At 65.3% G+C, this 26,160-nt stretch carries 21 protein-coding genes; 14 read left to right on the top strand and 7 right to left on the bottom strand.

The genetic code is table 11. The features are described 5' to 3' along the window. Positions 1 to 51 precede the first annotated feature (51 nt). The 3 genes from ACLIMP_RS06950 to ACLIMP_RS06940 all read left to right on the top strand — a co-directional run bounded on the left by ACLIMP_RS06950 (position 52) and on the right by ACLIMP_RS06940 (position 3,761). Complete coding sequence (locus tag ACLIMP_RS06950; protein WP_443478128.1) at positions 52 to 1,365, top strand: hypothetical protein; 1,314 nt, start codon at positions 52 to 54, stop codon at positions 1,363 to 1,365. A gap of 135 nt (positions 1,366 to 1,500) precedes the next feature. After that, complete coding sequence (metC, locus tag ACLIMP_RS06945) at positions 1,501 to 2,715, top strand: cystathionine beta-lyase (protein WP_324698385.1); 1,215 nt, start codon at positions 1,501 to 1,503, stop codon at positions 2,713 to 2,715. Then, positions 2,712 to 3,761: a mechanosensitive ion channel family protein gene (locus ACLIMP_RS06940; RefSeq protein ID WP_324698383.1), complete on the top strand. Its 1,050-nt coding sequence runs from the start codon at positions 2,712 to 2,714 to the stop codon at positions 3,759 to 3,761. The genes metC and ACLIMP_RS06940 overlap by 4 nt, the downstream gene beginning before the upstream one ends. A gap of 6 nt (positions 3,762 to 3,767) precedes the next feature. Here ACLIMP_RS06940 and ACLIMP_RS06935 read toward each other — a convergent pair whose 3' ends face one another. After that, positions 3,768 to 4,661 carry a GGDEF domain-containing protein gene (locus ACLIMP_RS06935; protein ID WP_231636085.1) on the bottom strand — a complete coding sequence of 298 codons (894 nt, stop codon included), beginning with the start codon at positions 4,659 to 4,661 and terminating at the stop codon, positions 3,768 to 3,770. A gap of 319 nt (positions 4,662 to 4,980) precedes the next feature. Further along, on the bottom strand, positions 4,981 to 5,682 hold the full coding sequence (locus tag ACLIMP_RS06930) for a helix-turn-helix domain-containing protein (RefSeq protein WP_324698380.1): 702 nt from the start codon (positions 5,680 to 5,682) through the stop codon (positions 4,981 to 4,983). Positions 5,683 to 5,876: 194 nt separating this feature from the next. On the opposite strand from ACLIMP_RS06930, the gene ACLIMP_RS06925 reads away from it, so the two are divergent. The 9 genes from ACLIMP_RS06925 to ACLIMP_RS06885 all read left to right on the top strand — a co-directional run bounded on the left by ACLIMP_RS06925 (position 5,877) and on the right by ACLIMP_RS06885 (position 15,300). Continuing rightward, complete coding sequence (locus tag ACLIMP_RS06925) at positions 5,877 to 8,678, top strand: bifunctional diguanylate cyclase/phosphodiesterase (protein WP_443478127.1); 2,802 nt, start codon at positions 5,877 to 5,879, stop codon at positions 8,676 to 8,678. Positions 8,679 to 8,782: 104 nt separating this feature from the next. Continuing rightward, complete coding sequence (locus tag ACLIMP_RS06920) at positions 8,783 to 9,166, top strand: heavy metal-binding domain-containing protein (RefSeq protein WP_443478126.1); 384 nt, start codon at positions 8,783 to 8,785, stop codon at positions 9,164 to 9,166. A 4-nt stretch (positions 9,167 to 9,170) separates the two neighbouring features. Then, positions 9,171 to 9,839, top strand: coding sequence for a hypothetical protein (locus tag ACLIMP_RS06915; RefSeq protein ID WP_324698378.1), 669 nt, complete (start codon positions 9,171 to 9,173; stop codon positions 9,837 to 9,839). 91 nt (positions 9,840 to 9,930) lie between these two features. Then, the gene (cobA, locus tag ACLIMP_RS06910) at positions 9,931 to 10,701 is read left to right on the top strand and encodes a uroporphyrinogen-III C-methyltransferase (RefSeq protein ID WP_054440094.1); all 771 of its coding nucleotides are present in this window, start codon (positions 9,931 to 9,933) and stop codon (positions 10,699 to 10,701) included. Beyond that, positions 10,698 to 10,994: a DUF2849 domain-containing protein gene (locus ACLIMP_RS06905; protein ID WP_054440091.1), complete on the top strand. Its 297-nt coding sequence runs from the start codon at positions 10,698 to 10,700 to the stop codon at positions 10,992 to 10,994. The genes cobA and ACLIMP_RS06905 overlap by 4 nt, the downstream gene beginning before the upstream one ends. Continuing rightward, positions 10,994 to 12,628 (top strand): nitrite/sulfite reductase, encoded by a 1,635-nt coding sequence (locus tag ACLIMP_RS06900; RefSeq protein ID WP_185997912.1) that lies wholly within the window; start codon positions 10,994 to 10,996, stop codon positions 12,626 to 12,628. The genes ACLIMP_RS06905 and ACLIMP_RS06900 overlap by 1 nt, the downstream gene beginning before the upstream one ends. Next, positions 12,621 to 13,055 (top strand): DUF934 domain-containing protein, encoded by a 435-nt coding sequence (locus tag ACLIMP_RS06895; RefSeq protein WP_054440087.1) that lies wholly within the window; start codon positions 12,621 to 12,623, stop codon positions 13,053 to 13,055. The genes ACLIMP_RS06900 and ACLIMP_RS06895 overlap by 8 nt, the downstream gene beginning before the upstream one ends. Before the next feature lie 25 nt (positions 13,056 to 13,080). Beyond that, positions 13,081 to 13,881 carry a phosphoadenylyl-sulfate reductase gene (locus ACLIMP_RS06890; protein WP_324698374.1) on the top strand — a complete coding sequence of 267 codons (801 nt, stop codon included), beginning with the start codon at positions 13,081 to 13,083 and terminating at the stop codon, positions 13,879 to 13,881. Between the two features lie 204 nt (positions 13,882 to 14,085). Then, positions 14,086 to 15,300, top strand: a complete 1,215-nt coding sequence (locus ACLIMP_RS06885; protein ID WP_324698372.1) for an MFS transporter — start codon at positions 14,086 to 14,088, stop codon at positions 15,298 to 15,300. Positions 15,301 to 15,377: 77 nt separating this feature from the next. Here the strand turns inward: ACLIMP_RS06885 and putA are convergent, their stop codons facing one another. Continuing rightward, positions 15,378 to 18,971 (bottom strand): trifunctional transcriptional regulator/proline dehydrogenase/L-glutamate gamma-semialdehyde dehydrogenase, encoded by a 3,594-nt coding sequence (gene putA / locus ACLIMP_RS06880; RefSeq protein ID WP_324698370.1) that lies wholly within the window; start codon positions 18,969 to 18,971, stop codon positions 15,378 to 15,380. Between the two features lie 98 nt (positions 18,972 to 19,069). Between putA and ACLIMP_RS06875 the strand changes: the two genes are divergently transcribed. After that, entirely contained in the window at positions 19,070 to 19,540 is a 471-nt protein-coding gene (locus tag ACLIMP_RS06875; protein ID WP_324698368.1) for an Lrp/AsnC family transcriptional regulator, read from the top strand. Between the two features lie 627 nt (positions 19,541 to 20,167). Continuing rightward, positions 20,168 to 21,046, top strand: a complete 879-nt coding sequence (locus ACLIMP_RS06870) for a hypothetical protein (RefSeq protein WP_324698366.1) — start codon at positions 20,168 to 20,170, stop codon at positions 21,044 to 21,046. A 215-nt stretch (positions 21,047 to 21,261) separates the two neighbouring features. Here the strand turns inward: ACLIMP_RS06870 and ACLIMP_RS06865 are convergent, their stop codons facing one another. Genes ACLIMP_RS06865 through ACLIMP_RS06850 form a run of 4 tightly spaced genes read right to left on the bottom strand, consistent with a single transcriptional unit; the run spans position 21,262 to position 26,118 of the window. Next, positions 21,262 to 24,012 (bottom strand): xanthine dehydrogenase family protein molybdopterin-binding subunit, encoded by a 2,751-nt coding sequence (locus ACLIMP_RS06865; RefSeq protein WP_324698364.1) that lies wholly within the window; start codon positions 24,010 to 24,012, stop codon positions 21,262 to 21,264. Further along, positions 24,009 to 24,512: a (2Fe-2S)-binding protein gene (locus tag ACLIMP_RS06860; RefSeq protein WP_324698362.1), complete on the bottom strand. Its 504-nt coding sequence runs from the start codon at positions 24,510 to 24,512 to the stop codon at positions 24,009 to 24,011. Before ACLIMP_RS06860 ends, ACLIMP_RS06865 begins: the two co-directional genes overlap by 4 nt. After that, complete coding sequence (locus ACLIMP_RS06855) at positions 24,509 to 25,378, bottom strand: FAD binding domain-containing protein (protein WP_324698360.1); 870 nt, start codon at positions 25,376 to 25,378, stop codon at positions 24,509 to 24,511. The genes ACLIMP_RS06860 and ACLIMP_RS06855 overlap by 4 nt, the downstream gene beginning before the upstream one ends. After that, entirely contained in the window at positions 25,375 to 26,118 is a 744-nt protein-coding gene (locus tag ACLIMP_RS06850; protein WP_132469489.1) for an SRPBCC family protein, read from the bottom strand. The genes ACLIMP_RS06855 and ACLIMP_RS06850 overlap by 4 nt, the downstream gene beginning before the upstream one ends. Positions 26,119 to 26,160: the final 42 nt, after the last annotated feature.

Genomic DNA, 26,160 nt, shown 5'->3' with positions numbered 1-26,160 from the left:
GGGGTTCAGCGCGGAGCCCTTTTGGGGCTTGGGAGGATGATGCGGGGCACTGTGACTGAAATCGCGACCACTCTTTCACGCGCGGCACTGACGCTGGGTCTCTTGGCGGGACCGGTTGCAGTTCATGCGCAATCGACGACCTGGAGCCTGCCGCCCGGCGCGCAGGACAGCCAGAACCCGCCCCGCGCGCAGGGACCGGTCGATCCGCAGGTGCCGGTCGTTGCCCCGCGCGAAACCGCGCCTGACGCAGCGGCAACCCCGCCAGCCAGCACGCCATCGGCGCGGCCAGGCCCCGTGCCCACGGTAACGCCGCCGCCGCCCCCCGCCGCGCGCGCCACCGAGCGCCCGCAGCCGCGCCCTGCTGCCTCGGCCACCCCGGCACGCCCGGCGATCGCACCCGAAACCCCGCCATCGGCGGGTCCCGAACCGGCAAGCCCTTCCCCGGAAGTCTCAGCCTCACCCGCAGCCATGCCGGCGCCCAGCGCGAGCGAACCCCCGGTTTCCGAAGGCAGTCCGGCAACGGCCTCCCAAGCTCCGTCGGAACCCGCCGCCTCGCCGCACTGGCCCGAATGGTGGCTGGCCATTCCCGCTGCGCTCCTTGCCGCTGCCGGGGGCGTATTCGTTCTGCTGCGCCGCCGCCGGACACCTGCGACCGCATGGGAAGAAGCCGGTCTCGAACCTGAGGCGGAACCCGAGGACGAACTTCTCGACGAACCGGCGAAGCCTGCCGCACCTGCCGCCGTGACCGCCCTTGAACCGCCGCCGACCGCTGCCCCGGCTGGCCCCGGACCCGTTCCTGTTACCCAGTCCTTCTCCGGTGAAGTTCAGGGCAACGACATCGAGATCGTCTTCGAGCCGGTCGCCCTGCGCCTGTCGCTGGTCTACGCCACGCTGCAATACCGCCTCGCGGTTACCGCACCGCCTGCGGGCCTGCCCGGAGGCCTTCGCATTTTGGCCGACATGATCTCCGCTCACGCCTCGCTCTCGCAGGCGGAACAACTCGCCCCCGATCCGTCGGCCCAGCCGCTCCGGCACAGCGTAGAGGCCCTGACAGCCGGAGAAACGCGCGAATTCAAGGGCGAACTGCAATTGCCGCTCAGCGCCATCCGCGTGATGCGGCAGGGACAGGCCAGCCTCTTCGTGCCGCTGGTGCGGCTGTCCTTCTTTGGCGAACATGGCCTTTCCGCACGCCGCGTCTTCACGCTCGGCCTTCCCGGAGAGGGACCGGGGGTGTCTCCGCTGCGTCTCGATACCGGCCCGCGCGATCATGCCCAGATTGCCTCGCGCGAAATCGAGGCAGCCCGCACGATGGGCGTCGATACTACCGGCCTCTTGCCTCTCGACCCGCGCCGCGCAGCGGTTTAAGCCTTTCCGCGCAAGCGGGCTCCTCCCCGCAAGAGTCAGTTTCCGATAGCCCCGCGCCTTGCGGAACTTGACGATGCCGGCCACACGAAAAATGCCTCCCGGGGCATTCTCGACCAGCCCCTAGCGGAGAGCACTTTGAGCGATTTGGACAATTTCGACGACCTCGCCACCTTCACCAAGCTGGTCGGCGGTGGCCGCCGCAAGGAGTGGACCGGAGCCGTCGTCAACCCGCCGGTCTGGCGGGCCAGCACGCACCTTTACGAAAACACCGCAGCGCTGGCCGAAGGCCCGCGCCGCAACGAGGACGGCCGCTTCTTCTACGGTCGCCGCGGCGCGCCGACGCAGTGGGCACTCTGCGAGGCGCTGACCAAGATCGAACCCGGCGCTCACGGCACGGTGATCTACCCTTCGGGCGTAGCGGCCATCGCGGGCGTCATGCTCACGCTGCTGCGGCCCGGCGACGTGGTGATGATCACCGACAATGCCTATGACCCCACCCGCTCCATGGGCACGGGAATGCTCGCCGACTTCGGCATCGAGACCCGCTTCTTCGACCCGCTGGACCTTGCCGCATACGAAGCGATGTTCTGCGAGCGCACACGCGCAGTGCTGATCGAAGCTCCCGGCAGCCTGTCGATGGAAGTCTGCGACGTGCCGGAAATGGCCCGGATCGCACGGAGCAAGGGCGCGGTGTCGGTGCTTGATAACACCTGGGCCAGCCCGCTCGGCTTCGCGGGACTGAAAAAGGGCGTGGACATCACCGTGATGGCGCTGACCAAGCATGTCGGCGGCCACTCCGACCTGATGATGGGCAGCGCCAGTGCAGGCGAGGAACTCTACGGCAAGCTGCGCGAACGCGCGCAGCAGCTTGGCATCGTGGTGTCTCCGGACGATGCCGCCCTCGCCTTGCGCGGGCTGCGCACGCTGGGCGTGCGTCTGCGACAGGAGGCCGAATCCGCCCTCAGGATCGCCCAATGGCTCGATGCGCGGCCGGAAGTGGCGCAAGTGCTCTGCCCGATGCTCCCCTCCTCGCCTGGCCATGACCTCTGGACGCGCGATTTCACGGGCGGCTGCGGATTGTTCAGCTTCGTATTCAAGGGCGGCACACTGGCCGACCGCAACCGCTTCATCGACGCTCTCAACCTCTTCGCGATCGGCTACTCCTGGGGCGGCTTCGAAAGCCTTGTGGTGCCGATCGAGCCTACCAGGCACCGCAGCATCATGCCCTGGCCGCCCCAAGCGCAGGACGAGGCCAACCGCTTCGGCGTGCGCCTCGCCGTGGGCCTCGAAGATACCGACGACCTCATTGCCGACATCGAGCAGGCGCTCGCGGTGATGGCGCAGGGATGAGCAACCCGGTCGCCCGCATGGTCATGGCCAGCCCGACGCCTTCGGCCACGGCTTCGGCGGCCGCCCATCGGCCGGTCGATCAGCCTCTGGCAGGGGCGGACGGGCTGAAGCACGCCGTGACCTCGCGCGGCGGCTTTCTCAGCGATTTCGTGGACACGCTGGACCGGCTGGCCGTGCAGGTCGGCTCCAGCCGCGTATCTGTCTGGGATCTCGTCGTGCTGCTGCTGGTGCTCGCGCTGGTGGTTTCCACGGCATGGTTCGCCAGCAGGCTCTCCAGCCGCCTGCTCCGCTCTGCCACGGGTCTGGACCAGACGCAGCGCCTGCTGGCGGAAAAGCTCGTCAGCCTGCTGATATGGACGATCGCGATCCTCGTCGGCATCGACGTGTTGGGCATCGACCTCACGGCGCTCACGGTGTTCTCGGGCGCGTTCGGCCTTGCCATCGGCTTCGGCCTGCAGAAGACCTTCGGCAACCTGATCGCGGGCATCATCCTCCTGATGGACAAGTCCATCAAGCCGGGCGACGTCATCACCATCACCGATGCCGGCGGCATGTCCACATTCGGCCAGATCCGCCGGATCGGCATCCGGGCCGTCTCTCTGACGACACGCGATCAGAAGGAATACCTGATCCCGAACGAGAACCTGATGATCAATCAGGTCGAAAACTGGTCCTATTCCAGCAAGAACGTCCGCATCCAGGTGCCGGTGGGCGTCGCGTTTTCGGCGGACATCGTGAAAGCCGAACAGCTCATGCTCGAAGCGGCACGCAGCGTACCGCGCGTGCTGGTCGCGCCGCCGCCCACGGTGTGGCTGGATTCCTTCACCGAGAACGGCGTCCGCTTCGTGATCCATTGCTGGATTACCGATCCGGAGGAAGGCGTCGGCAACGTGCGATCCGACGTCCTCAAGAAGCTATGGGAACTGTTCCGGGACCACGGGATCGAAGTCCCCTATGCCAAGCGAGACATCAACCTGCGCGACACCGACGCATTCCGCGCCCTGCTGGATGCCATGAAGAACCGCAACGAGGAACCGTCCCGCTGACCGGGATCACGAAGCCATGCGCTTCGGCTTCTCCATTTCCAGCCGGTTGCGCCCCTTGGCCTTTGCGCAGAACAACGCGAGTTCTGCCCGCTCGATAGTGCTGTCGAGACTGTCCGCAATGCGGGCCACGCTGCCGCTGGTGGTAATGGCGAAGCGGCTCTCGCCGATCTTCTGCCGCAGGTCCGCCAGAGTGGAAACCACGCGGCTGCAGATCGCCTGCGCCTGTTCCGGCGTGGTACGCGGCAACAGCACGGCGAAACGCTCCGAGCCGATCCGCGAGATGATGTCGTCCGAGCGAAGTATCTCGCGCAGCAGATCGGCAAAGACACGCAGCACATCGTCGCCGGTGGTCTGGCCGTATTTCATGTTGATGGTGCGGAAGAAGTCGATGCTGAACATCGCCAGGCACCCTTCCATGCCGGAAGCGATCATATGCTCCAGCATCGATATGAACGCCGCGCGATTGGTAAGGCGGGTCAACGGATCGGTGTAGGTCGCGGCGAAAAGCTGGTCGCGCAGTTCGCGGCGCTCATCGATGGAGCGCATCACCGCCAGTGCCCCGTAGACGGTGCCGTCGTCATTACGCAGCGGACGAATCTGCATCTCGAACCAGCTTTCCCGCGCATCGGCGGTGATGGCCGGGAATTCAACCCAGCGGTCGGGCTGCTCGCCCGCGATGGCCGCCTTCAGCGCGCGCGAGACCACACCCCGTCCGGTCTCCGCCACGAGGTCCAGCAGATGCGGCCCCATCGGCTCCGGCAGCAGGCGAATGCCGAGCTTGCCGATGCCCGGCGAAGCATGAAGGATCAGGCCTTCGCGATTGGTCTTCAGAATAATGTCAGACGTGGTTTCCGCCAGCAGCCCGTACAAAGCGGAACTTTCCTGAACGGTGAAATTCATGCCCATCTTGGTAACGCCCCGGATCAGAGGGATCGCAACTCGATCCAAAGAAGGTTCAGCCGAAAGGAACCCGGCCAAATAAATTCGACGCTTGGATCGCCGAACCTGTTAGCCAAAACCCCTCATTGAAATGAGAAAATCCAGCCATCCAACTTCCGAAATCCAGCGACCCTGCAATAACTTCGCAAAAAAAGAATTAGCCCCGTTATCTAACTCACTTTAATACAAAGTATTGTTATTTATGCATTTACCATCAGAGGATTGAGTCGGAAAGAGGCTTGTCCCCATCTATGGGAACTTGATCAATCCGGTGCTGATTTCAGAGTTCGATCATGATCCGGACCTTGTCCGGGCTGGTCTCCACGGCGGCGGCGATCTGTTCACGGCAGCGGGCGATGAGTTCGGGCAACCCGGCAACGGTGCGTCCGGGACGAAGCTCCGCCGCGGTTACGCCCAGTTCCTCGGCAATGGCGTCCAGACGCTCTTCGATGGGCCGGGCCCGGCCCTGCTCCCAGGCCCAGACCGTGGGTTTGCTGACGCCGAGGCGCGCAGCCAGCTCGCCCTGGGTGAAACCGCGCAGCTTGCGAAGCCGGTGAAGACGCTCTCCGAAGCTCTCCCCGCCGATTGCGGCCGGAGCACTGGTCATGGGAGAGGCGCCGAGATCGACCTCCTGCACTGCACTGCGCAGCTGCGCCGCACTGAGGACGGACGAGGAAATCGGGGCATCGAAGGCACAGCCGTACAGCTTGCCACTGGCCCATACGACGCGAGCCCGCGTGATACCGGCCTGCGGCAGCTCGACGTCGATGGTCTCGCCGATCTCCAGATCGATGCGGCTCTCCATCAACATCCCGCTTTCCGAGAAATTGTGGATCACCACCGGCATCTCCACGCCGGATGCCAGCGCACCCTGCGTTTCCAGGAGCAGGCGGCGGCGCTGCGCGCGCGGCTTAACACCCTGCTGGTCGCCCCTGGGACCGTTTTCAGCGAGATTTTCTTCAAAATGTGCCGCTATGGGCATGGCGCATTCTCCACGAGAATCGCAACGTGAGCGCAGGGGATTAAAATTCCGTTAGCAGAACAGCTAATTTCGGCACGCAAAAGCACGGAAATATGAGGCCTCGGGGCCACAGGTGCGACGAAATCGAGAATCCGGCGTTAAGGACTTTCTAACCGGGATATCCGTAGCTTTCCGGGCAATTAAACGGGGTTGCAGTGTTCGATATCTATCTTTGCATCCGCGATGGGCATGACCTGCGACTGGTCCTGCTCGCCGCCTTGATCTGTCTGCTTTCTTCGCTGACGGCGCTGCTTCTCCTACGCCAGGCAAAACGCTGCGAAGGAGCGGTCCGCCGACGCTGGTGGACCATGGCGGGCGCCAGCGCGGGCTTCGGCATCTGGGCCACGCATTTCGTGGCCATGCTCGGATACGTCCCCGGCATGATCGTCGGCTATTCCCCGGCGCTGACGCTCGTGTCACTGATCATCCCGATCATGACGACCGGCCTCGCCTTCGCTCTGACCCTCGGAAAGCCCGGTCGCAGGACGGTGGCGTTCGCCAGCGCGATCTGCGGCTCGGGCATTGCCGCGATGCATTACACCGGCATGCTGGCGATGGAGCTTCCGGCAGCGCCGCACTGGAACACCGGCTATGTCGCAGCCTCTGTTGCCCTTGCCATCCTGCCGCTCTACCCCGCGCTGACGCTGGCACTGCGCGACGGCCGTTTGCGCAGCCTGCTCGGCGCAACGGCCCTGCTCGCCGGCGCCGTCGTCGCCCTCCACTTCACCGGCATGACGGCACTTTCGCTTACACCGGCGCGCGTCGTCATCACCGAACAGTCTATCTCCCCGCGCGAGATGATCGGCGCGGTCACCACCGTGACCCTGCTCATCATCGCGCTCTCGGCGATCTCGCTTGCCATCAGCCGTCGCACCGCAGCCGCAGTGGCGGCCAGCGAGCGCCAGTTCTCGTTCCTGGTGCGCGGGATTTCCGACTGCGCGATCTACATGCTGGACCGCGAAGGCCGGGTCGTGAACTGGAACGCCGGTGCCCAGCGCCTCAAGGGCTATGCCGAATCCGAAGCCCTGGGCCTGCCCGTCGCCACTTTCTACACGCCTGAGGACCGCGCCGCAGAGCTGGACAGGCTGGCACTGGAAACCGCGCGAACGGAAGGTCGCTTCTATGGCGAGGGCTGGCGCGTTCGCCGCGACGGCAGCCGCTTCTGGGCCCATGTCACGATCGAGCCGATGCTTGGCGAGCACGGCGAATCGATCGGCTTTGCGAAGATCACCCGCGACATGACCCGTTTCAAGGAGGCGCAGGACCGCATTGCCGAGGCCAGCCGCCAGCGCGACGCCGCCCTGGGCCACATGCACCAGGGACTTTGCCTGTTCGACGCCAAAGAACGCCTTGTCCTGTGCAACCCCCGTTTCCTCGAAATGTACGGATTGCCGGACGGCGCACTGCCCCCCGGCCTCCTGCTGGAGGAAGTGATCGGCCGTTGCAGCGTGAACCGCTTCGAGCCGCAGGCCGTCACCGAACGTGTCGCGCATGTCCGGCGGATGATCCGCGACAATCTCGCCGCACCGTTGCATCCCCCGATCCTCGCCCAGTATCCCGACGGTCAGGTCGTTTCTATCGCCAACCGCCCCATGCCCGATGGTGGCTGGGTCTCGACGTTCGACGACATCACGCGCCAGCACGAATCGGAAGCGCGCATCGCGCACATGGCCATGCACGACGGCCTCACCGGCCTGCCCAATCGCACACGCTTCAACTTGTGGATCGACGAGATGCTCGAACAGGCATCGCGCTACGGCAAGCGGCTGGGCGTGACCGCCATCGATCTCGACCGTTTCAAGGAAATCAACGACACTTATGGCCACGCCTGGGGTGATGTCGTGCTTGCGGAACTGGCCCGGCGGCTCCAGTCGGTGATCGGCGAGGACGAGATCGCCGCGCGCCTCGGCGGCGACGAATTCGGGCTCGCCAAGCTTTTCGACACCGACGAACAACTCGCGGACTTCCTCCGCAGGATCGAGCCTTGCTTCGCTTCTCCCGTCGAGCATGAAGGGCAGGAACTCGTCTTCGGGGGCAGCCTCGGCATCGCCGCCTACCCGCATGACGGCGCGAACCGCGAGACCCTGCTCAACAACGCCGATCTCGCGATGTACCGCGCCAAGCTCCAGATCGGCGAACGCATCTGCTATTACGAGCCCGGCATGGACGAAACCGCCCGTGCCCGCCGCCAGCTTGCCAACGATCTGCGGCAGGCCGTCGAGAAGCAGGAATTCGTCCTCCTCTACCAGCCGCAATGCCAACTGCGCAGCGGCGAAACTTCCGGCTACGAGGCGCTCGTCCGCTGGCACCACCCGCTGCGCGGGCTCGTCTCGCCGGATGAATTCATTCCCATCGCCGAGGAATCCGGCGCGATCCTCCAGATCGGTGAATGGGTGCTCGAAGAGGCCTGCCGGGAAGCGGTTAGCTGGCATTCCGAACACCGGATCGCCGTAAACGTCTCTCCGATCCAGCTCGTCCAACAGGATCTGGCGCCGATCGTCGCCCGCATCCTGATCGAGACCGGCCTGCCTGCCCACCGGCTCGAACTGGAAATCACTGAAAGCGCCATCATTTCCGACAAGACCCGCGCACTTCACAACTTGCGCCAGTTGAAGGAACTCGGCGTCGCCATCGCGATGGACGATTTCGGCACCGGCTATTCCTCGCTCGACACGCTCCATTCGTTTCCGTTCGACAAGATCAAGATCGACAAGTCGTTCCTGCTCGAATCGGACGACAACGAACAGGCCCGCGCCATCATCCGCGCGGTGCTCGCCCTCGGGCAATCGCTGCGCATCCCGGTACTGGCCGAAGGCGTGGAGACCGAGAGCCAGTTCGACCTCCTTATCCGTGAAGGCTGCGAGGAAGCGCAGGGCTATTTCCTCGGCCGCCCCGACCGCGCGCCCAGCATGTCCCTTTCGGAAAAATGGCAGCCAGTCGCGGCCGAAGCCGGCTAGGCAGCATCGCTGGATTGAAAAATAAAAACCCTCTCAATTACCCAATTGACGGAACGCATATTCGGCATATGTCTCGCATTGGGCATTTCACGAGGGGGAAATTCATGAAATCCGTAAATACCATCAAGGCTGCTTTCGCAGCCGTACTGTTGCTGCCTGCTGTTCCGGCACTCGCGGCAGACAAGCCTGCTTCGGCTCCCGCTTTGGTCAACGAGGAATTCGGCGTTCCCGTATTCCCCTACGACATGACCGACCGCCCTTACGAGGTCGTCGGAGAAGTGAAGGCCGGGGTCCGCAAGGCCACCATCTTCAGCAAGGCCCCCGATCACGGCAAGATCTACCGCGAACTGTGGGAACGCGCGCAGAAACTCGGCGCCGATGCCGTGATCAAGGCCCAGTACGGCGACGCTCACGTCACCGCGATGAGCTGGGGATCCGTGACGGCCACCGGAGTGGCTGTCCGCTTCACCGACAAGCCGGCCCAGTAATTTCGTGGTTCTGGCACTGCTGACCGGAGCGGCGCTCGTCGCCGCGCCGGTTTCTGCCCAGCCGGTTTCTGCCCAGCCGGCTCCTGCCCAGCCGGCGCCGAGCACATCGGCAGAGTCCGTTCCGCCTGCAACCGCGACGATCGCTGTCACAGGCGGAGCCAGCGCTCAGTCGGTGCCGCCGGGAACCCCGGTTCGGCTCATGGTTCTGCGGGAAATTTCCAGCCGCACGGCCAAGGCGGGAGACCGATTTCTCCTGAGGGTCGACGAACCGGTCTACATCGACGGGAGGCCGGTCATTCCGGTCGGCACCAAGGCCTGGGGCGAGATCGTCAGCCTCGAAGGAAACCGCGCGGTCGGCAAGGGCGGACGTCTTGCCGCCCGTTTCGTCGAGCTTGAGCTGGCGGATGGCATGAAACTGCCCTTGCGCGGAGACATGAACGAGCGGGGCGCTGGAAACGGAGCCGGCGTCGTGCTCGCCGTTGTCGGTTTCGGGCTGCTCGGCCTGCTCACTGCGGGCGACAGCGCCCGCTTCAAGGGCGGCCAGACGATCACCGCCTATGTGGACAGGATCGCCGAGCCTGTTCAAACCTCGCTGCCAGCCACCCCTCCGGTCGGTCCGGGCACCGAGGCATCACCGCAAACCCTTTCGGAACCGCCGGAACCGGCCGCCTGAACGGCACCTAGCGGCAGTCTAAAGCCCCTCTTGCCCCGCACAAAGCCATTCTGGCTGGCAATCGGAAGCAAGGGGGATCATCTGCGCCACCATGCAAGCGAATCCCGCCTCTGTCGGTCGAGTCTTCCTGGTTGGCGCCGGTCCCGGCGATCCCGACCTCCTGACCCTGCGCGCCGCGCGGCTGCTGATGAATGCCGCGATCATCGTGCATGACGGCCTCGTCGATCCGGCGATCCTCGCCATGGCGCGTCCGTCTGCCCGGCTGATTTCCGTCGCCAAGAGCCGCGCGCGGCACACCATGAAGCAGGAGGAGATCAACGCCCTCCTCGTGCGCGAAGCCCTCGCCGGCAATGACGTCGTACGGCTCAAGGGCGGCGATCCCTTCGTTTTCGGCCGTGGCGGCGAGGAAGCCGAAGCCTGCCATGCCGCCGGCGTGCCGGTGGAAGTGGTGCCGGGAATCTCCTCGGCGCTGGGCGCTTCCGCTGCCGCACAGATACCGCTGACGCACCGGGACCATGCCTCGATCGTCACGTTCGTCGCCGGCCAGTGCAAGGGGCTGACCGATCAGGACTGGTCGGGACTTGCCGGCAAGGGCCGTACGCTGGTGATCTTCATGGGAATCGCCACCTCGGCCCAGATCGCGGAAAAGCTCATGGCCGACGGGCTCGCGCCCGATGTGCCGGTTGCGGTGATCGAAAACGCCACCCGTTCGCGGATGCGTGTGCTGCGCGGTCCGCTTGCGGGCCTTGCCGACCTGATCGCCGATGCGAAGGTGCAAAGTCCGGCGCTTATCGTTATCGGGCACGTCACCGCAGAACCCGACAACACCATTCGCGCCCTTGCGCTGGAGGCAACAAAGTGAAGATCCTGACGGGCAACGACCTGAAGACCGGAGCGGTCATCTGGTGGACCGGCGTGGGCTGGTCGCTCGACGTCAACGAATCCGCCGACGTGGGCGAACATGGCGCCGCGCTCCTCGCGCGCGAGGAAGGCGCCCAGAATGTCGTCGGCGGCTATATCGTCGATGGTGCGAAGACCGAGGAAGGCATTCGTCCCGCCCATATCAAGGAGCGCATCCGCGCCCTCGGGCCGACCGTGCGCCTAGACCTGACGCTCAAGCCGTCCGACCCCGAAGCCGTGAACTGGGTGATCTGATGTACAAGTACGACGAATACGACCAGCAGATGGTCGATACGCGCGTCGCGGAATTCCGTGACCAGGTGCGCCGCCGCCTTGCCGGTGACCTTACCGAGGACCAGTTCAAGCCGCTGCGCCTGCAGAACGGCCTCTACCTCCAGCTTCATGCCTACATGCTGCGCGTCGCCGTGCCCTACGGCACGCTGAACTCCGCGCAAATGAAGCTGCTCGGCGATATCGCGGACAAGTACGATCGCGGCTACGGCCACTTCACCACCCGCCAGAACATCCAGTACAACTGGATCAAGCTGGAAGACACGCCCGACATCCTGGCCGAACTCGCCAAGGTGGAGATGCATGCCATCCAGACCAGCGGCAATTGCATCCGCAACATTTCCTCGGACCAGTACGCGGGAGCGGCCGCCGACGAGATCATCGATCCGCGCCCTTACGCCGAACTGCTGCGCCAGTGGTCCAGCTTCCACCCGGAATTCCTGGTGCTGCCGCGCAAGTTCAAGATCTGCGTCATCGCCTCCGAAACGGACCGCGCGGCGATGCGCCTGCACGACATCGGCATCAAGATGGTGCGCAACGATTCCGGCGAGATCGGCGCACAGTTCTATGCGGGCGGCGGCATGGGCCGCACCCCGATGATCGCGCCGCTGATCCGCGAATTCGTGCCGCTGGACCAGCTCATCACCTATTCCGAGGCATGCCTGCGCGTCTACAACCGCTACGGCCGCCGCGACAACAAGTACAAGGCGCGCATCAAGATCCTCGTCCATGAACTGGGCCGCGACGAATATGTCCGCCAGGTCGAGGAAGAATTCGCGCACCTGCTGACCCAGCCGATCGAGCCCCCGCTCGCCGAGCTGGAGCGCATCGAGGCGCACTTCACCGGACCCGACTTCGAAGCCGGCGCTTCGAACGATCTGGACCTGTCCGATCCCGACTTCCGCCTCTGGGTGGAGCGCAACACGCACGCCCACAAGCAGGCCGGCTATGTGATCGCCACCGTCAGCCTCAAGCCCGTCGGCGGCATTCCGGGCGATGCCACGGCAGACCAGATCCGCCTGATGGCGCAGCTCGCCAAGGACTACAGCTTCGACGAACTGCGCGTCACTCACGCGCAGAACATCGTCTTCCCGCACGTGAAGAAAGCAGACCTCTACACCCTGTGGCAGGCGCTGGACGAAGCAGGCCTGTCCACCGCCAATCTCGACACCGTGGGCGATATCATCGCCTGCCCCGGCCTCGACTATTGCGCGCTGGCCAATGCCCGCTCGATCCCGGTGGCGCAGAAGATCTCCGAACGTTTCGGCAGCGCCGAACGCCAGGCCGAGATTGGCGAGCTGAAGCTGAAGATCTCGGGCTGCATCAATGCCTGCGGCCACCACCACGCGGGCCACATCGGCATCCTCGGCGTCGACAAGAAGGGCCTGGAAAACTACCAGCTCCTGCTTGGCGGCAGCGAGGGCGCGGACACTTCGCTCGGCCAGATCACCGGCCCCGGCTTCACCGAGGACGGCGTGGTCGATGCCATCGAGAAGGCCACCGAGGTCTATCTCGCCAACAAGCAGGGCGAGGAACGCTTCCTCGACACCTATCGCCGTATCGGCATGGCCCCGTTCAAGGAGGCGATCTATGGTTGACGTTCAATTCCGCTTCCGTGACGACGAGGCGGTCAACGACCCGGCCATCACGGTCGACGCCTTCTCGGAGCAGACCAACGCCACGGCCGTGCGCATCGAGCCGGGCGACGATGCCCGCGATCTCCTGCCGCATCTCGACCGGCTCTCCCTCGTGGAAGTGAGCTTCCCGGCGTGGACCGACGGGCGCGGATACTCCTCCGCCCGGCTTCTGCGCGAAGCAGGCTACCAGGGCGAGATGCGGGCCGTGGGCGATCTGGTGATCGACATGCTCTCGCACCTCAAGCGCTGCGGTTTTGACGCTTTCGCGCCCGACAAGGCACTCAACGCGGAAGATGCGCAGAACGCATTCGATCGCTGGGAAAACGTCTACCAGGCCACCGTCGTCGACGGTCGCCAGGCGATCTGGGCAAAGCGCCACCCGGCGTAACCGTCCTTCCGGAAGGGAACAATCGATGCCCCACACCGAAGTTGCACGTATCCGCGACCTGATCGACACCGGTCCTCGTTTCGACGAGGCCGATGCCGTTCGCCTCAACCGCCTCTTCCGCGGCACCGAAACGACCGAAATGCTCGAAACGGTGCTCAAGGAAGGCATGGCGGGCGATGTCGCTATCGTGTCCAGCTTCGGTGCGGAATCGGCGGTGCTGCTGCACCTCGTCTGCCGCGTCGATCCGGGCGTGGCGGTGCTGTTCCTTGAAACCGGCAAGCATTTCCCCGAAACGCTCGCCTATCGCGATCTTCTCGTCGAGCGGCTGGGGCTGACCAATCTCATCAACCTGCTGCCCGACGCCGAGGAACTGGCGAAAAAGGACGAGAACGGCCTGCGCTGGTCCTACGACCCCGACGGCTGCTGCGAGATCCGCAAGGTCAAGCCGCTGGAGAAGGCGCTGCTGGGCTATGACGCCTCCTTCACCGGCCGCAAGGCATTCCAGGCCTCCACCCGCGCCACCCTGCCGCGTTTCGAGGTGGACACGACCGACACACAGGGCCGCCTGAAAATCAACCCGCTGATCGACTGGTCGCCCGAGCGCATCGCCGCCTATATCGCCGAGCATGATCTGCCTCCGCACCCGCTGGTGGCGCAGGGCTATCCGTCGATCGGCTGCATGCCCTGCACCAGCAAGGTCGCCGAAGGCGAGGACCCGCGTTCGGGTCGCTGGCGCGGATGGAACAAGACCGAGTGCGGCATCCATGTCGCCACCCTCTCGGAACACACCACCAAGAACGCACCGGAGTTCGACCCCGGGCTCTGAACCGGAAGGCCTGCCCCCGATCAGGCGGGCCTTTCTCCTTTCCGGCAAGACCGGGACGGCCAGGCGCACGCCGGGGTTTCGGCGACGATCAGGGCAACACATTGCAACGAACGCGACAAGGCGTGCAAATATTGCACGGCCCGGCGGGTTGGCATTGCCAAGCGCTGGACTAGATCGCAGATGCCCCCAATATTGCAGTGCAACATGACCGATCAGCTCGATACTCCCCGCCACACCCACCCCGCGCTCGTCATTCTGGCGCTGGCGATGGGTGCCTTCGCCATCGGCACCACCGAATTCGCGGCCATGAGCCTCGTGCCCTATTTCGCGCGCGATCTCGGCCTGACGGAGCCGGAGGCGGGCCATGCCATCAGCACTTACGCGCTGGGCGTCGTCGTCGGGGCGCCGGTGATCGCCGTACTGGCGGCCAAGCTGCCGCGCCGGGCGCTGCTGATCGGGCTCATGGCTCTCTTCGCGGTGGGCAACGCGCTTTCCGCGATGGCGCCGACATATCCCCTGCTCCTGCTGTTCCGCTTCATCAGCGGCCTGCCGCATGGCGCCTACTTCGGCATCGCCGCGCTGGTGGCCGCCTCCATGGTGCCCGCGAACAGGCGAGCGCAGTCCGTGGCGCTCGTCATGTCGGGCCTGACCGTGGCGACGATCATCGGCGTGCCGCTGGCGAACTGGCTGGGACAGGCGTTCGGCTGGCGCACCGGATTTGCCATCGTCTCCGTGCTGGCCATCATCACCATGGCCCTCGTCGCGCTCTATGCTCCGCACCAGAAGGCGGCCGAAGGCGCCAGCCCGATGCGCGAACTGGGCGCCCTGCGCCGCCCGCAAGTCCTGCTGACCCTGCTGACCGGGGCCATCGGCTTCGGCGGCCTCTTCGCCGTCTACACCTACATCGCCTCGACCATGATCGAAGTGACCAGGGTGTCCGAACACCTCGTCCCTGTGGTGCTCGCGGTCTTCGGCGTGGGCATGACGGTGGGCAACCTGTTCTGGGCATGGGCCGCGGACCGATCGCTGAACAAGGCTGCCATCGGCGCCCTGCTGTTCAGCGCATTCGCGCTCGCCCTGTTCCCGATGGCCGCCGGCAACGTCTGGACGCTCAGCGTGGTCGTCGTCATGATCGGTTTCGCTGGCGGCCTCGGCACGATCCTCCAGACCCGCCTCATGGACGTTGCCGGAGACGCGCAGGCGCTCGCAGCGGCAGCGCATCACAGCGCCTTCAACATGGCGAATGCGCTGGGCCCGTGGCTCGGCGGCCTCGCGATCTCGGCGGGCTATGGCCTGACCTCGACCGGGTGGATCGGCATGGGCCTGTCGCTGGGCGGTCTCGCGATCTTCCTCGTCACGCTGGCCTTGCACAAGCGCGAGGGCGAAGTCGGCGGCCAGGCCGTTCCCGCCTGCGGCTGACCGGCCCTACGCCGCAAGAAAAAGGCCCGCGAGTTCGTCACTCGCGGGCCTTTTCGTATCCTGACCGGGGCTGAACGTCAGCCGATCATCATCAGGCTGGCGTTGCCGCCCGCTGCCGTGGTGTTGATCGAGGTAGACACCTCCTCCAGCAGCCAGACGAGGTTCGGCCCGGCCGAGGTATGGACCGGAACGATCGGCCCCGGCATCGCCGCAACCGCCTCGCAGGCCGCGCGAACCGCCTCGGCATCGCCTTCCACGAGACAGGCGGAGAAATGCTCGGCCGCATCCGGCGCGAAACGGGCGGCGACCGCCTCGGGCAGCCCGCCCGGAAGCGCCATGCCCACAACCGTCGCCGTATTGCCGCTGGCCAGCACCGCCGCCATCTGCGCGTAGAGACCCTCTTGCGTTGCCGGGCGCAGCAGCACGCGGCCGCGCGGGTGAAGGGCGTAGAGATTGGTTTCGCCCACGGGCCCCGGAAGGCTGACTTCGAGGCCCAGTGCCGAACCGCTCGCAAGCGCGCGCGCGGCTGCTGCCGAGGCCGCATCGCCCTGCCCGCTCAGCCAGGTCGCGAAAGCCTCGACCAGCGGAGCGGCGCGGGCGGGGGCATCCAGCACTTGCGGAGCCTGTTTGGCGAGGCGGCCGAGATAGAGCGGTCCGCCCGCCTTCGGCCCCGTGCCCGAAAGCCCGCGCCCGCCGAACGGCTGGACGCCGACGATGGCACCGATCGTGTTGCGGTTGACGTAGAGGTTGCCGGCGCGGATCGCGGAAGTGACCTGCTCCACCGTTGCATCGAGGCGGGTGTGCAGGCCGAAGGTAAGACCGTAGCCGGTGTCGTTGATGGCCGCGATCAGTTTGGGCAGTTCATCGCGCTTGAAGCGCACGACATGGAGCACGGGGCCGAACACTTCGCGTTCGAGCTGGGCGATGCTCGCGATCTCCACGATGGTCGGCGCAACGAACGTGCCGGCATCACATGCCGCCGGGATCGCCACCTGTTCCACCTTGCAGCCGCGCGACTTCATCCGCGCGACATGGCCGTCAATCGCGCCCTTGGCCTCGGCGGTGATGACCGGCCCGATATCCACCGCGAGTTCCTGGGTATTGCCCACGCGCAGTTCGGCAAGCGCGCCCTTGAGCATCGTCAGCGTGCGATCGGCCACGTCCTCCTGAAGGCACAGGACGCGCAGCGCCGAACAACGCTGCCCGGCGGAATCGAAGGCCGAGGCGATAACGTCGGCCACGACCTGCTCGGCAAGCGCGGAGGAATCGACGATCATCGCGTTCTGGCCGCCCGTTTCCGCGATAAACGGAACCGCGCGCCCGTCTGCCGAAACCCGGCCCGAAAGCTGCTTCTGGATCAGGCGCGCCACTTCGGTGGAACCGGTGAACATCACCGCAGCCACTTGCGGTGCCGCGACCAGAGCCGCCCCGACCCGGCCATCGCCCGGAACCAGCTGAAGCGCGTCCTTGGGAACGCCCGCCTCGTGCAGCAGGCGAACGGCCTCGGCAGCGATCAGCGGGGTTTCCTCGGCGGGCTTTGCCAGGACCGGGTTGCCCGCCACGAGCGCGGCGGCCACTTGCCCCGCAAAGATCGCGAGCGGGAAATTCCAGGGGCTGATGCAGACCACCGGGCCCAGCGGTGCCTGTTCGGCGCCGAAAGTCTCGCGCGCCTGCTTCGCGTAATAACGCAGGAAGTCGATCGCCTCGCGCACTTCGGCGATGGCATTGGCGGCGGACTTTCCGGCCTCGCGGATGACCAGGCCCATGAGCAGGCCGATCCGCTCCTGCATGGCATCGGCGGCAGCGTCCAGCATGGCGGCACGCTCGGCAACGGGCACACCGCCCCAACGGCTGATCGCGGCCCGCGCAACCGCAACCGCAGCCGCTTCCGGCGCGACCTCGATCACCTTGCCCACCACGTCGTCATGATCCGCCGGATTGAGAACTGCACGCGCCTCACCCTGTGCATTGGCGGGCATGGCGAACCATTCGCGCGCGGCGGACCGCCGCAAGTCTTCCGAAAGCGCGGCAAGCGCAGTCTCGTCGGCCATGTCGATCCCGTCCGAATTGCGGCGGCCGGGGTAGAGATCCGCGGCAAGCGGGATCAGGTCGTGACGGGCACCGGGATCGGGCATGGCGCGAACCACGTCCACCGGATCGGCCACCATGTCCGCCACCTGCACGGCAGGATCGGCGATCCGGTTCACGAACGAGGAGTTTGCACCGTTCTCCAGCAGGCGGCGCACGAGATAGGCCAGCAGCGTCTCGTGCGTTCCCACCGGGGCGTAGATACGGCAGGGACGGTCGAGATTGTCCTTGCCGACAACCTGCGAATAGAGCGGCTCGCCCATCCCGTGGAGGCATTGAAACTCATAGCGGCCAACCACGAAGTCCGGCCCGGCGAGATGGTAGATCGTCGCCAGCGTCTGCGCATTGTGCGTGGCGAACTGCGGGAACACGGCGTCCGGCGCCGCCAACAGCTTCTTCGCGCAGGCAACATACGACACGTCGGTATGGACCTTGCGGGTATAGACCGGGAAGTCGGCAAGCCCGTCCACTTGCGCGCGCTTGATCTCGGCATCCCAGTACGCGCCCTTGACCAGCCGCACCATCATGCGGCGGCCCGAACGGCGGGCGAGATCGATGATCCAGTCAAGCACGAAGGGGCAGCGCTTGCCATAGGCCTGCACCACGAAACCGAGGCCATCCCAGCCCTTGAGTTCGGGATCGAGCGCCAGCGCTTCGAGCAGGTCGAGCGAGAGTTCGAGGCGGTCGGCTTCCTCGGCATCGATGTTGAGGCCGATGTCGTAGCCCTTGGCCAGCACCGCCAGCGCCTTAACGCGCGGCAGCAATTCGGCCATCACCCTGCCGGCCTGCGCGCGGCTGTAGCGCGGGTGGAGGGCCGAGAGCTTGATCGAGATTCCCGGGCCTTCGTAGATGCCCCGCCCCGCGCCGGCCTTGCCGATGGCGTGGATCGCATTGACGTAATCGGTGTTGTAGCGTTCGGCATCGGCGGCGGTGGTGGCCGCTTCGCCCAGCATGTCATAGCTGTAGCGGAAGCCCTTGGCCTCCAGTTCGCGGGCGCGCTTCACGGCCTCGCCGATGGTTTCGCCGGTCACGAACTGCTCGCCCATCAGCCGCATCGCAAGATCGACGCCGCGCCGTATCACCGGCTCGCCCGCCCGGGCGACTAGGCGCGTCAACGCCGCGCCCAGTCCCGTGTCGTCGACCGATCCCACCAGCTTCCCGGTCACCACCAGGCCCCAGGTCGCGGCATTGACGAACATCGACTTGCCGCCGCCGAGATGCGCGCTCCAGTCGCCATCGGAAATCTTGTCGCGGATCAGCGCATCGCGGGTCGCATTGTCGGGAATGCGCAGCAGCGCTTCGGCGAGGCACATGAGCGCGACGCCTTCCTGGCTGGAGAGAGAGTATTCCTGAACCAGCCCTTCGACGCCTGTGCCCTTGTGATTGGCGCGCAGCGTGGTGACGAGCGCGCTCGCGGTCTCACGCACGTCCCGGCGCTGAGCATCGGGCAAGGTCGCCGCTTCGAGCAGAGGTGCCATGCAGGCGGCCTCGTCACGGCGGAAAGCCTCGGTGATGGCACGGCGCAGCGGGGTGGGCTCGCTGACGGCGGGGGCGAATGCGGCGAAGCGGGGCGTGTGGGTCATGAATCGCCAATATCCCAAGACCGCTTGGCAATCCGCCTTTTCACAGGCACAGATCGGACCATATGAACTTATATTTCGGCATCATGCAGGCCAAATGAATGGTAAATAGCCAGAAACAGGTCAATCTGGATGAGCTTGACCGCAAGATCATTGCCGCCCTGCGCGCAGATGGCCGCATGAGCGTGACCGAACTCGCCCAGGTGGTGGGCCTGTCAAAGACGCCCTGTCAGGTGCGGATGCGGCGGCTGATCGATTCGGGCGTGATCCGCGGCTTTCGTGCGGTCGTCGATCCCGCCACCCTCGGGTTCGACCACGTGGCCTTCACCGAAGTGAAACTGTCGGATACGCGCGAACAGGCGCTGAAGGAATTCAACGCCGCCGTCCGCCGCATTCCCGAAGTGGAGGAGTGCCACATGCTCGCCAGCCATTTCGACTACCTGCTGAAAGTCCGCACCACCGACATCCGCCGCTACCGCGAGGTGTTGGGCGAAAAGCTGTCGAACCTGCCCCACGTTTCCAGCACATCAACTTATGTGGCGATGGAAACCGTGAAGGATGCAAGCAGCTAGGCGGCAAGGACAAGCAGGCCATGCGCAAGATAGCCTTGGCGTCATGAGGGGGCCGGTTGCGGAATGGCGGCTCATCTTTGGGGGAAGGGCAGATGGCTGCCCGTCCGCTGACCAACTACCTTACTTCGATTAGGAAAAGCTGTCTGACGGCCTCCTCCCCCAAGCAGACATATTCTGTTCAGCGGTCCCGGACTTCATCCGGGACCGCTGAAGCGTCTTTAGGCTATAGGTTTCGATCGGTCGCTGCGACGCGGCGTTTTCACGCATCCGCGCGCGGCTTTGCCAGCGGTTCCCGATCAAGTCCGGGACGACGGCTTGGAGATGGTAGCTCTCCCCTATTAAGGACGCTCAGAGGGAAAATTCTCATTCCCGAATGAAGATAGTCTGCGCTCCATCTACGGATCCGCGATCGGTCAATTTGCACCAAATTATTATCGTTGTCAGAAGCGTTTGTTATCTGAGGAAGCGCTCGGCAAAGAACATCCAATTCATACAGTAACGCGCAAACCGCTTCGGAATTCAACGTTCGCGAGGTTGTCTCGGCGGAGGCCTTGGACTAGCAATTGATGCTGTGGCCGAGAACAAGTCCGAGGGCGGCATCTCGATCCAAAGTCTAGGGGGAATTAGATGAAGCGTACAGTCATTCTCGCGATGCTCGCGGGTGCATTCGCATTGGCGCCGCAGGCGGTCGCCGCGCAGGATAACTCGGAGGTAGCGTCGGCTCCCGCATCGGCTCTGCCGACGGCTGTCGTCTTTTCGGAAAAGGGCGCGAACGGGATGAGCGATCTGCCCATGGGCGTCCATCGCATCCCTGATAGCAACGTTGTCATCTCGGGGCATCAGGGTGGCGGCGCAATCGGGATGCTATTAGGCCCGGTCGGCATGCTGGTACAAAGTTCGATCAACGCCGAGAGCGGCACGGGCAAAGTCCACAATGTCGAGGATGACCTGCGCTTTGACGTCCGGGCAAAGGCGATCGAGATGACCAACACGCTCATGGCGAGCGACAAATTCCGGACTGCCTATACGCTCGCACCCCAGCCGGGCGGCAGCACGATGACGGTGACACCGTATGTCGTGCTTACGTTCGTCAAAAAGACCGAGGATGTTCGTCCCTATATCGTGCTGAAAACGAAGGTCGCGACCGACAGCGACTCCGGCAAGACGATCAAATATTTCTGCTGCGAAGGTAAGCCGCTTCCGCTCGCGAGCTTGATCGAAAATGACGGCGCCGGTCTGAAGGACTTGCTGACTCGCGAGCTAGACACCGCCATCAACGTGATGCTGCTAGATCGTTCGCAGCCTCTCCCTCGGAACGATGAAGCGAAGGTCGATACCAACGGCTTTCTACCGTTCGTCGGTAAGTCTTTGAAGTGGAGGGGATTCGATATGGGCCGTTATAATGATTACAGGCTGATCGAGTTCCGCGGCGGGATGATGGTCTTCTCCGGAGTGAATATCGTCGAGCCGGATGGCCTGGAAATTACGCCTGTGGTCAAGAAATGAGAGCCGATACCGAGATGGTCTGAAGCCTGATCGAGCGGTCCCGACATAGCTCGCTCCACGTTGGAAGGTCCGCTCATCACCTTTCTCAGCTGCTCATCGATCATGCCTGCACGGGGAAGCGGACGGTCGGCTCTCCGGCGGGTTCAATCGGCCCTGGCGCGACCGACTTGGGCGCAATGCTGTTGTTAATCCCACCAGCTCGGAAAGAGCCTGCTTCAGCCGGCCCGCTCGCCCGTCACCTTGGCCGAGCCGAACATGCCCATCTTGCACTTTCCTGCGATGGTGTTGCCGGTCACGGTCAGGTCGTATTTCAGGGTGATCTTCATCGGCTTCTCGACCTTGAGGTCGAAACGAACGCGGTTTTCATCGACGGTGCCACCCTCGAAGTCCTGCGTGCCTTCCGGGCTGGTGAAGCGGCCCGAAACGGCTGCGCCCTCGGTACGGAAGGTGACGACCATCGCCTGAGGCCCCATCGGGGTCTTGAGCACCATGTTCCAGTCACCGTCGAGCCCGGCGGGCGGCGCCTCGGGTTCGGGAACCGAGGCCGGCTCGGCCTGAATGACGGGCTCCATCGCCGGCACTGGCGCCGGGGCTTCTCCCGACACCATACCCGACTGCCCTCCATCTTTGCGCACGCCTGAAACATCGCGTTGCTCGATCACGTCGAGGATGCGGGCAGGCGTGAGCGGAAGCACCAGGTCCTCGATCTCGCCAAAGGGGCTGAGCGCATCGGCGATGGCGTTCACCAGCGTCGGCGGGCCGATGATGGCACCGCCTTCACCTACGCCGCGCATGCCGCCGATCGTCTGCGACGGGGTATTGGCATGGACGAACTCGAACACCGGCACGTCGCTGATCGACGGGAGGAGATAGTCCTTGAACGTCGCCGCCTGGGGATTGCCGCGCGCATCGTATGGCATCTCTTCCAGCAGGACCATGCCGATCGCCTGCGCCAGCCCTCCGGATATCTGCCCCTCGACGACGCCGGGGTTTATGACGGTCCCGCAATCCTCGCTCGATATCCAGCGCAAGATCTTCACGAAGCCGGTTTCCGCATCGACTTCCACCACGCAGGCATGCGCCGCGCTGGTGAAGGTCATCGGCGGGGGCTGGTAACGGAACTGCGCTTCCAGCCCGGCCTCGAAACCGGGTGGCAGACGGTGCGGTTCGCCATAGGCGATGTTCGCGATCTCACCCAGCGATCGCGACATTTCCGGGGCGCCGGCGATGTGGACCATGCCGTCCTCGATGGTCACGGTGTCGATTGAGGCGTTGTACAAGTGGGCTGCCAGAACCTTTACCTTGTCCGCCAGCAGTTCCGATGCACGGATCGCCGCGCCCCCACCGATCACCCCCTGACGGCTACCCGCCGCGCCGGGGCCGAAGCCGCCGCGCGAACTGTCCCCCTCGAACACGGTCACGTCGTCGTAAGCCACGCCGAGCCGGTCGGCGATGCATTGCGCCATGGTCGTGGCGGTGCCGTGGCCCTGGGAATGGGTGGACATCAGGGCGGCTACCTTGCCGGTCGGCTCGATCCGCACTTGCGCCAGTTCCCCGGTCATCGTCACCATACTGCCCGCCGAGCCGGTCGGCTCGATATAGGCGGCAACGCCGAGGCCGAGATAGCGCCCCTCCCCCCGCGCCTTCGCCTGTTCGCGGCGGAACGCGGCCACGTCGAAATGCGCAACGAGCTTTTCCAGACATTCGCCGGGCGTGATATCCTCCAGCGGGATGCCCATGCTCGACACCGCCGGCTGATCGGAAAGATAGACGAGATTGCGGCGGCGCAGTTCGATCGGATCGATGCCGAGCTTCCTCGCCGCCTTGTCCAGCAAGGTTTCACGAATGAGCGATTCCATCGCCCACGGCCCGCGATAAGCCGCCAGCCCGTTGGTATTGCTGTACCACCCGCGTGAGACAAAAGCGTAGGCGGGCATCCTGTAGGCCGCCCAGACGAACATATGGACGGCGATATTGCTGTCCGCCCCCTGAGGATAAGCGCCGTTGTTGCAATCATAGATGCCGTGGCTGGCGATCAGCCGCCCCTCGCCGTCAAACCCGGCCTGGAGGCTCATCTCCGCTTCCCGGCACTGGCTCGACGCGGTAAGCGCCTCGTAGCGATCCTCGGTCCATTTGAGAGGACGCCCCAGCAGCATGGCCGCGCAGATGACTGCGCATTCCTCCTTCCACGGTGTGTTCTTGAGCCCGAAGGAGCCGCCCACGTCCTTGGCGATCACCCGGATCGCGGCATCCGGCAGGCCAAGCGCCAGGCTGACCCAGCGCGCGATGTTGTGCGGGCTCTGGCAGGTGATCCAGAGGTTGAGCTCCTCGGGTCCGTCCCGGCTCGCCAGGATCGCGCGGTTTTCCATCGGCGACTGCGAGATGCGCTGGTGGACGACCTTCTGGCTAACCCGCAGCGCCGCGCCCGAAAGCGCCGCTTCCAGCTCCTCGTCAAGCTCCTCGTCGCCGATCTCCGCCGCGACATTGCTCTCGGTGCCCGGATGGATCGGCGCTGCCGCCTTCGCCTGGGCAAGGGTGACAACCGGTTCGAGTTCCTCGATCTCGACCTCGACGAGCGAAGCGGCATCTTCCGCCTGGGCGCGGGTCTCGGCCATGACCATCGCCACCGGCTCGCCCACGTATTGCACCAGCGTATCCGCCAATGGAGCGACCGGCACTTCCGAGGGCGTGAAGAAGAAGCTCATCATCGTGATCGGCCGCAGCGCCAGGTCGGCGGCGGTCAGCACCGCGTGGACGCCCGGCATCTGCACCGCTGCGGCGCCATCGATCGAAACCAGCCTGCCGCGCGCCACCGGACTGCGCACGAACGCGACGTGAAGCATGCCGGGCAGCACCACATCATCCGTGAACTGGCCGCGCCCCGTCAGCAGGCGCGCGTCTTCCTTGCGCGGAACCCGCTTCCCGATCCAGCGCGCAGCGCCAATGCCCGAGGGTTCTGCGTTCATGCCGCCTCTCCCGCGCCGGAGACGGATTGGGCCAGTGCCTTGGCCGCGCGGCGTATGCCCTGATATCCGGTGCAGCGGCAGATATGGCCCGACATCGCCTCGATCATCTCCTGCTCGCCCGCGGCGGCCTCTCCCGCCGTCAGCGCGGCAAAGGTCATCAGCACGCCGGGCGTGCAGAAGCCGCACTGGAGCCCGTGCGCATCGCGCATCGCCTGCTGGACCGGGTGGAAAGTGCCGTCAGGCGCGGCAAGGCCCTCCACCGTGGTCACCTCCGCCCCATCGGCCTGGACCGCCAGCATCAGGCACGATCGTACCGCCCTGCCGTCCACCAGCACCGTGCAGGCACCGCAAACCCCGTGCTCGCAGCCGAGGTGGACACCGGTGCAGCCCGCCTCCAGCCGCAGATAATCGCCAAGGCTCGTGCGCGGCTCGACGGTGGCGCTGCGATGCTGGCCGTTGACGGCGAATTCGATCCGCCATTCGCTTTGAGGCTCGCTCATGCCGCATCCCTCAGGTCGAGTGTTTCACGAAGCGTCCGCGCGAAGATCCTGCGGCCCACGGTCCGGCGGTATTCGGCGCTGGCGTGGTGATCGTCGAACGGTGCGGCGTCGGCCACGGCCAGTTCCGCCACGGCGCCGGGATCGATCTCGGAAAGGCTCCTGCCGATCAGCGCGGCTTCTGCCCCGCGCATTCGGATCGGGGTCGGGCCCATGCCGAACCAGGCCAGCCCGGCCCGGGAAACGACGCCGCCATCCAGAACCACGCAGCCCACCATGCCGACCAGCGCGAAATCGCCCGGTCGCTGCGCCACTTCGCGAAACAGCACGAGGTGGCCCTCGGGCCAGTCGGGATAGACGATGCCGGTCAGCAGTTCGTCACTCTCCAGCACAGTCATGTAAGGGCCTATGTAGAAGTCCGTGGCGGCAACCGTTCGACTGCCGCGCACCGAGGCGATCTCCAGCGTCGCGCCGAGCGCCACCGCCGTGGCCGGCATTTCGGCTGCAGGCTCGCCCAGCGCCACCGAACCACCCACCGTTCCCCGGTTCCGCGTCTGGTAATGCCCGACATGGCCAAGCGCCGTCACCATCGCCGGCAGATGGCGCGCCAGCGTGGCATCGGCCAGGGCATCGGCCTGCCTTGTCATCGGCCCGACGCGGATGCCGCCCGTGACGTGGGACACGCCGGTGAGTTCGGGAATGCGGTTGATGTCCACCAGGATGAAGGGCTGGCTCATCCTGAGATTGAGCAGCGGCATCAGCGTTTGCCCGCCCGCGATCACGGTTGCGCCGCCGCCGGCCTCGGAAAGTATGCGGCAAGCCTCGGCCACGCTGGATGGCCGGGCATAGTCGAAGGGAGCAGGCTTCATCGGCGCGCACCTCCAACGTTTCCGCGTCGCCCGGCCTCGAAAGCCGCTGCCGCAGTCACCACGAGCAGCATGAGCACCACCAGCATCTCCGCATGGAGGCCGCGCGCGCCCAGCGTGAAGCCGGCGAGCAGTGCCAGCACCAGTGCGGCGATCCAGCCCCAGATGGTGCCGCGACCAGCCGCCGCATCGGTAACGACGGGCCTGAAGGCGGCAGGTGCCGCTGCCGCTGCGGCTGCCTCAGGCTCTGCCTGTCCGGCGCCGGTTGCCTGCTCCCCCGCAGCAACCGGCGCCGGAGCGCCCCCCGTGACCACATCGCCGAACTTCGAAAAGAACTTCCCCGCAAGGTTTCTTGCCGTGGCGTCGATGATCGGACCGCCAAGCTGCGCCATGCGCCCGCCCACTTCCGCCTCCACCTCATACACAACCAGCGTACCGCCATCGCCGGTGTCGCTCAGCCGGACGTTCGCGCCGCCTTTGGCGCTTCCGGCGATCCCGCCGTTACCCGTTCCCGTGATCCTGTAGCCGTTGGGCGCATCGAGATCGGAAAGCTGCACCTGCCCTTTGAACCGCGCACCGATCGGCCCGATCTTCACTTCGGCCGCCGCGACGAAACGGTCTTCGCCATCGCGTTCGAGGCTCTGGCAGCCGGGAATGCACTGTGCGAGCACTGCCGGATCGTTCAGCGCCTCCCAAACCTTTCGGCGCGGTGCTGCGACCCTCTGCTCGCCATTCATCTGCATCCGCGCACTCCCAGATCGCTGCCGTCTTGCCCGCGGCCCATA

Origin of the sequence: Novosphingobium aeonii (assembly GCF_052279045.1) — a bacterium.
In the GTDB taxonomy this organism is placed as follows: domain Bacteria; phylum Pseudomonadota; class Alphaproteobacteria; order Sphingomonadales; family Sphingomonadaceae; genus Novosphingobium.
This window is presented reverse-complemented; position numbering and strand designations above follow the sequence as displayed.

What these genes read in the sequence shown, in the direction of transcription:
- ACLIMP_RS06940 (WP_324698383.1), top strand. Translation starts at nt 2,712, where the DNA reads ATGAGCAACCCGGTCGCCCGCATGGTCATGGCCAGCCCGACGCCTTCG.
- ACLIMP_RS06935 (WP_231636085.1), bottom strand. Translation starts at nt 4,661, where the DNA reads ATGAATTTCACCGTTCAGGAAAGTTCCGCTTTGTACGGGCTGCTGGCG.
- ACLIMP_RS06930 (WP_324698380.1), bottom strand. Translation starts at nt 5,682, where the DNA reads ATGCCCATAGCGGCACATTTTGAAGAAAATCTCGCTGAAAACGGTCCC.
- ACLIMP_RS06920 (WP_443478126.1), top strand. Translation starts at nt 8,783, where the DNA reads ATGAAATCCGTAAATACCATCAAGGCTGCTTTCGCAGCCGTACTGTTG.
- cobA (WP_054440094.1), top strand. Translation starts at nt 9,931, where the DNA reads ATGCAAGCGAATCCCGCCTCTGTCGGTCGAGTCTTCCTGGTTGGCGCC.
- ACLIMP_RS06900 (WP_185997912.1), top strand. Translation starts at nt 10,994, where the DNA reads ATGTACAAGTACGACGAATACGACCAGCAGATGGTCGATACGCGCGTC.
- ACLIMP_RS06895 (WP_054440087.1), top strand. Translation starts at nt 12,621, where the DNA reads ATGGTTGACGTTCAATTCCGCTTCCGTGACGACGAGGCGGTCAACGAC.
- ACLIMP_RS06890 (WP_324698374.1), top strand. Translation starts at nt 13,081, where the DNA reads ATGCCCCACACCGAAGTTGCACGTATCCGCGACCTGATCGACACCGGT.
- ACLIMP_RS06885 (WP_324698372.1), top strand. Translation starts at nt 14,086, where the DNA reads ATGACCGATCAGCTCGATACTCCCCGCCACACCCACCCCGCGCTCGTC.
- putA (WP_324698370.1), bottom strand. Translation starts at nt 18,971, where the DNA reads ATGACCCACACGCCCCGCTTCGCCGCATTCGCCCCCGCCGTCAGCGAG.
- ACLIMP_RS06875 (WP_324698368.1), top strand. Translation starts at nt 19,070, where the DNA reads ATGGTAAATAGCCAGAAACAGGTCAATCTGGATGAGCTTGACCGCAAG.
- ACLIMP_RS06870 (WP_324698366.1), top strand. Translation starts at nt 20,168, where the DNA reads ATGAAGCGTACAGTCATTCTCGCGATGCTCGCGGGTGCATTCGCATTG.
- ACLIMP_RS06865 (WP_324698364.1), bottom strand. Translation starts at nt 24,012, where the DNA reads ATGAACGCAGAACCCTCGGGCATTGGCGCTGCGCGCTGGATCGGGAAG.
- ACLIMP_RS06860 (WP_324698362.1), bottom strand. Translation starts at nt 24,512, where the DNA reads ATGAGCGAGCCTCAAAGCGAATGGCGGATCGAATTCGCCGTCAACGGC.
- ACLIMP_RS06855 (WP_324698360.1), bottom strand. Translation starts at nt 25,378, where the DNA reads ATGAAGCCTGCTCCCTTCGACTATGCCCGGCCATCCAGCGTGGCCGAG.
- ACLIMP_RS06850 (WP_132469489.1), bottom strand. Translation starts at nt 26,118, where the DNA reads ATGCAGATGAATGGCGAGCAGAGGGTCGCAGCACCGCGCCGAAAGGTT.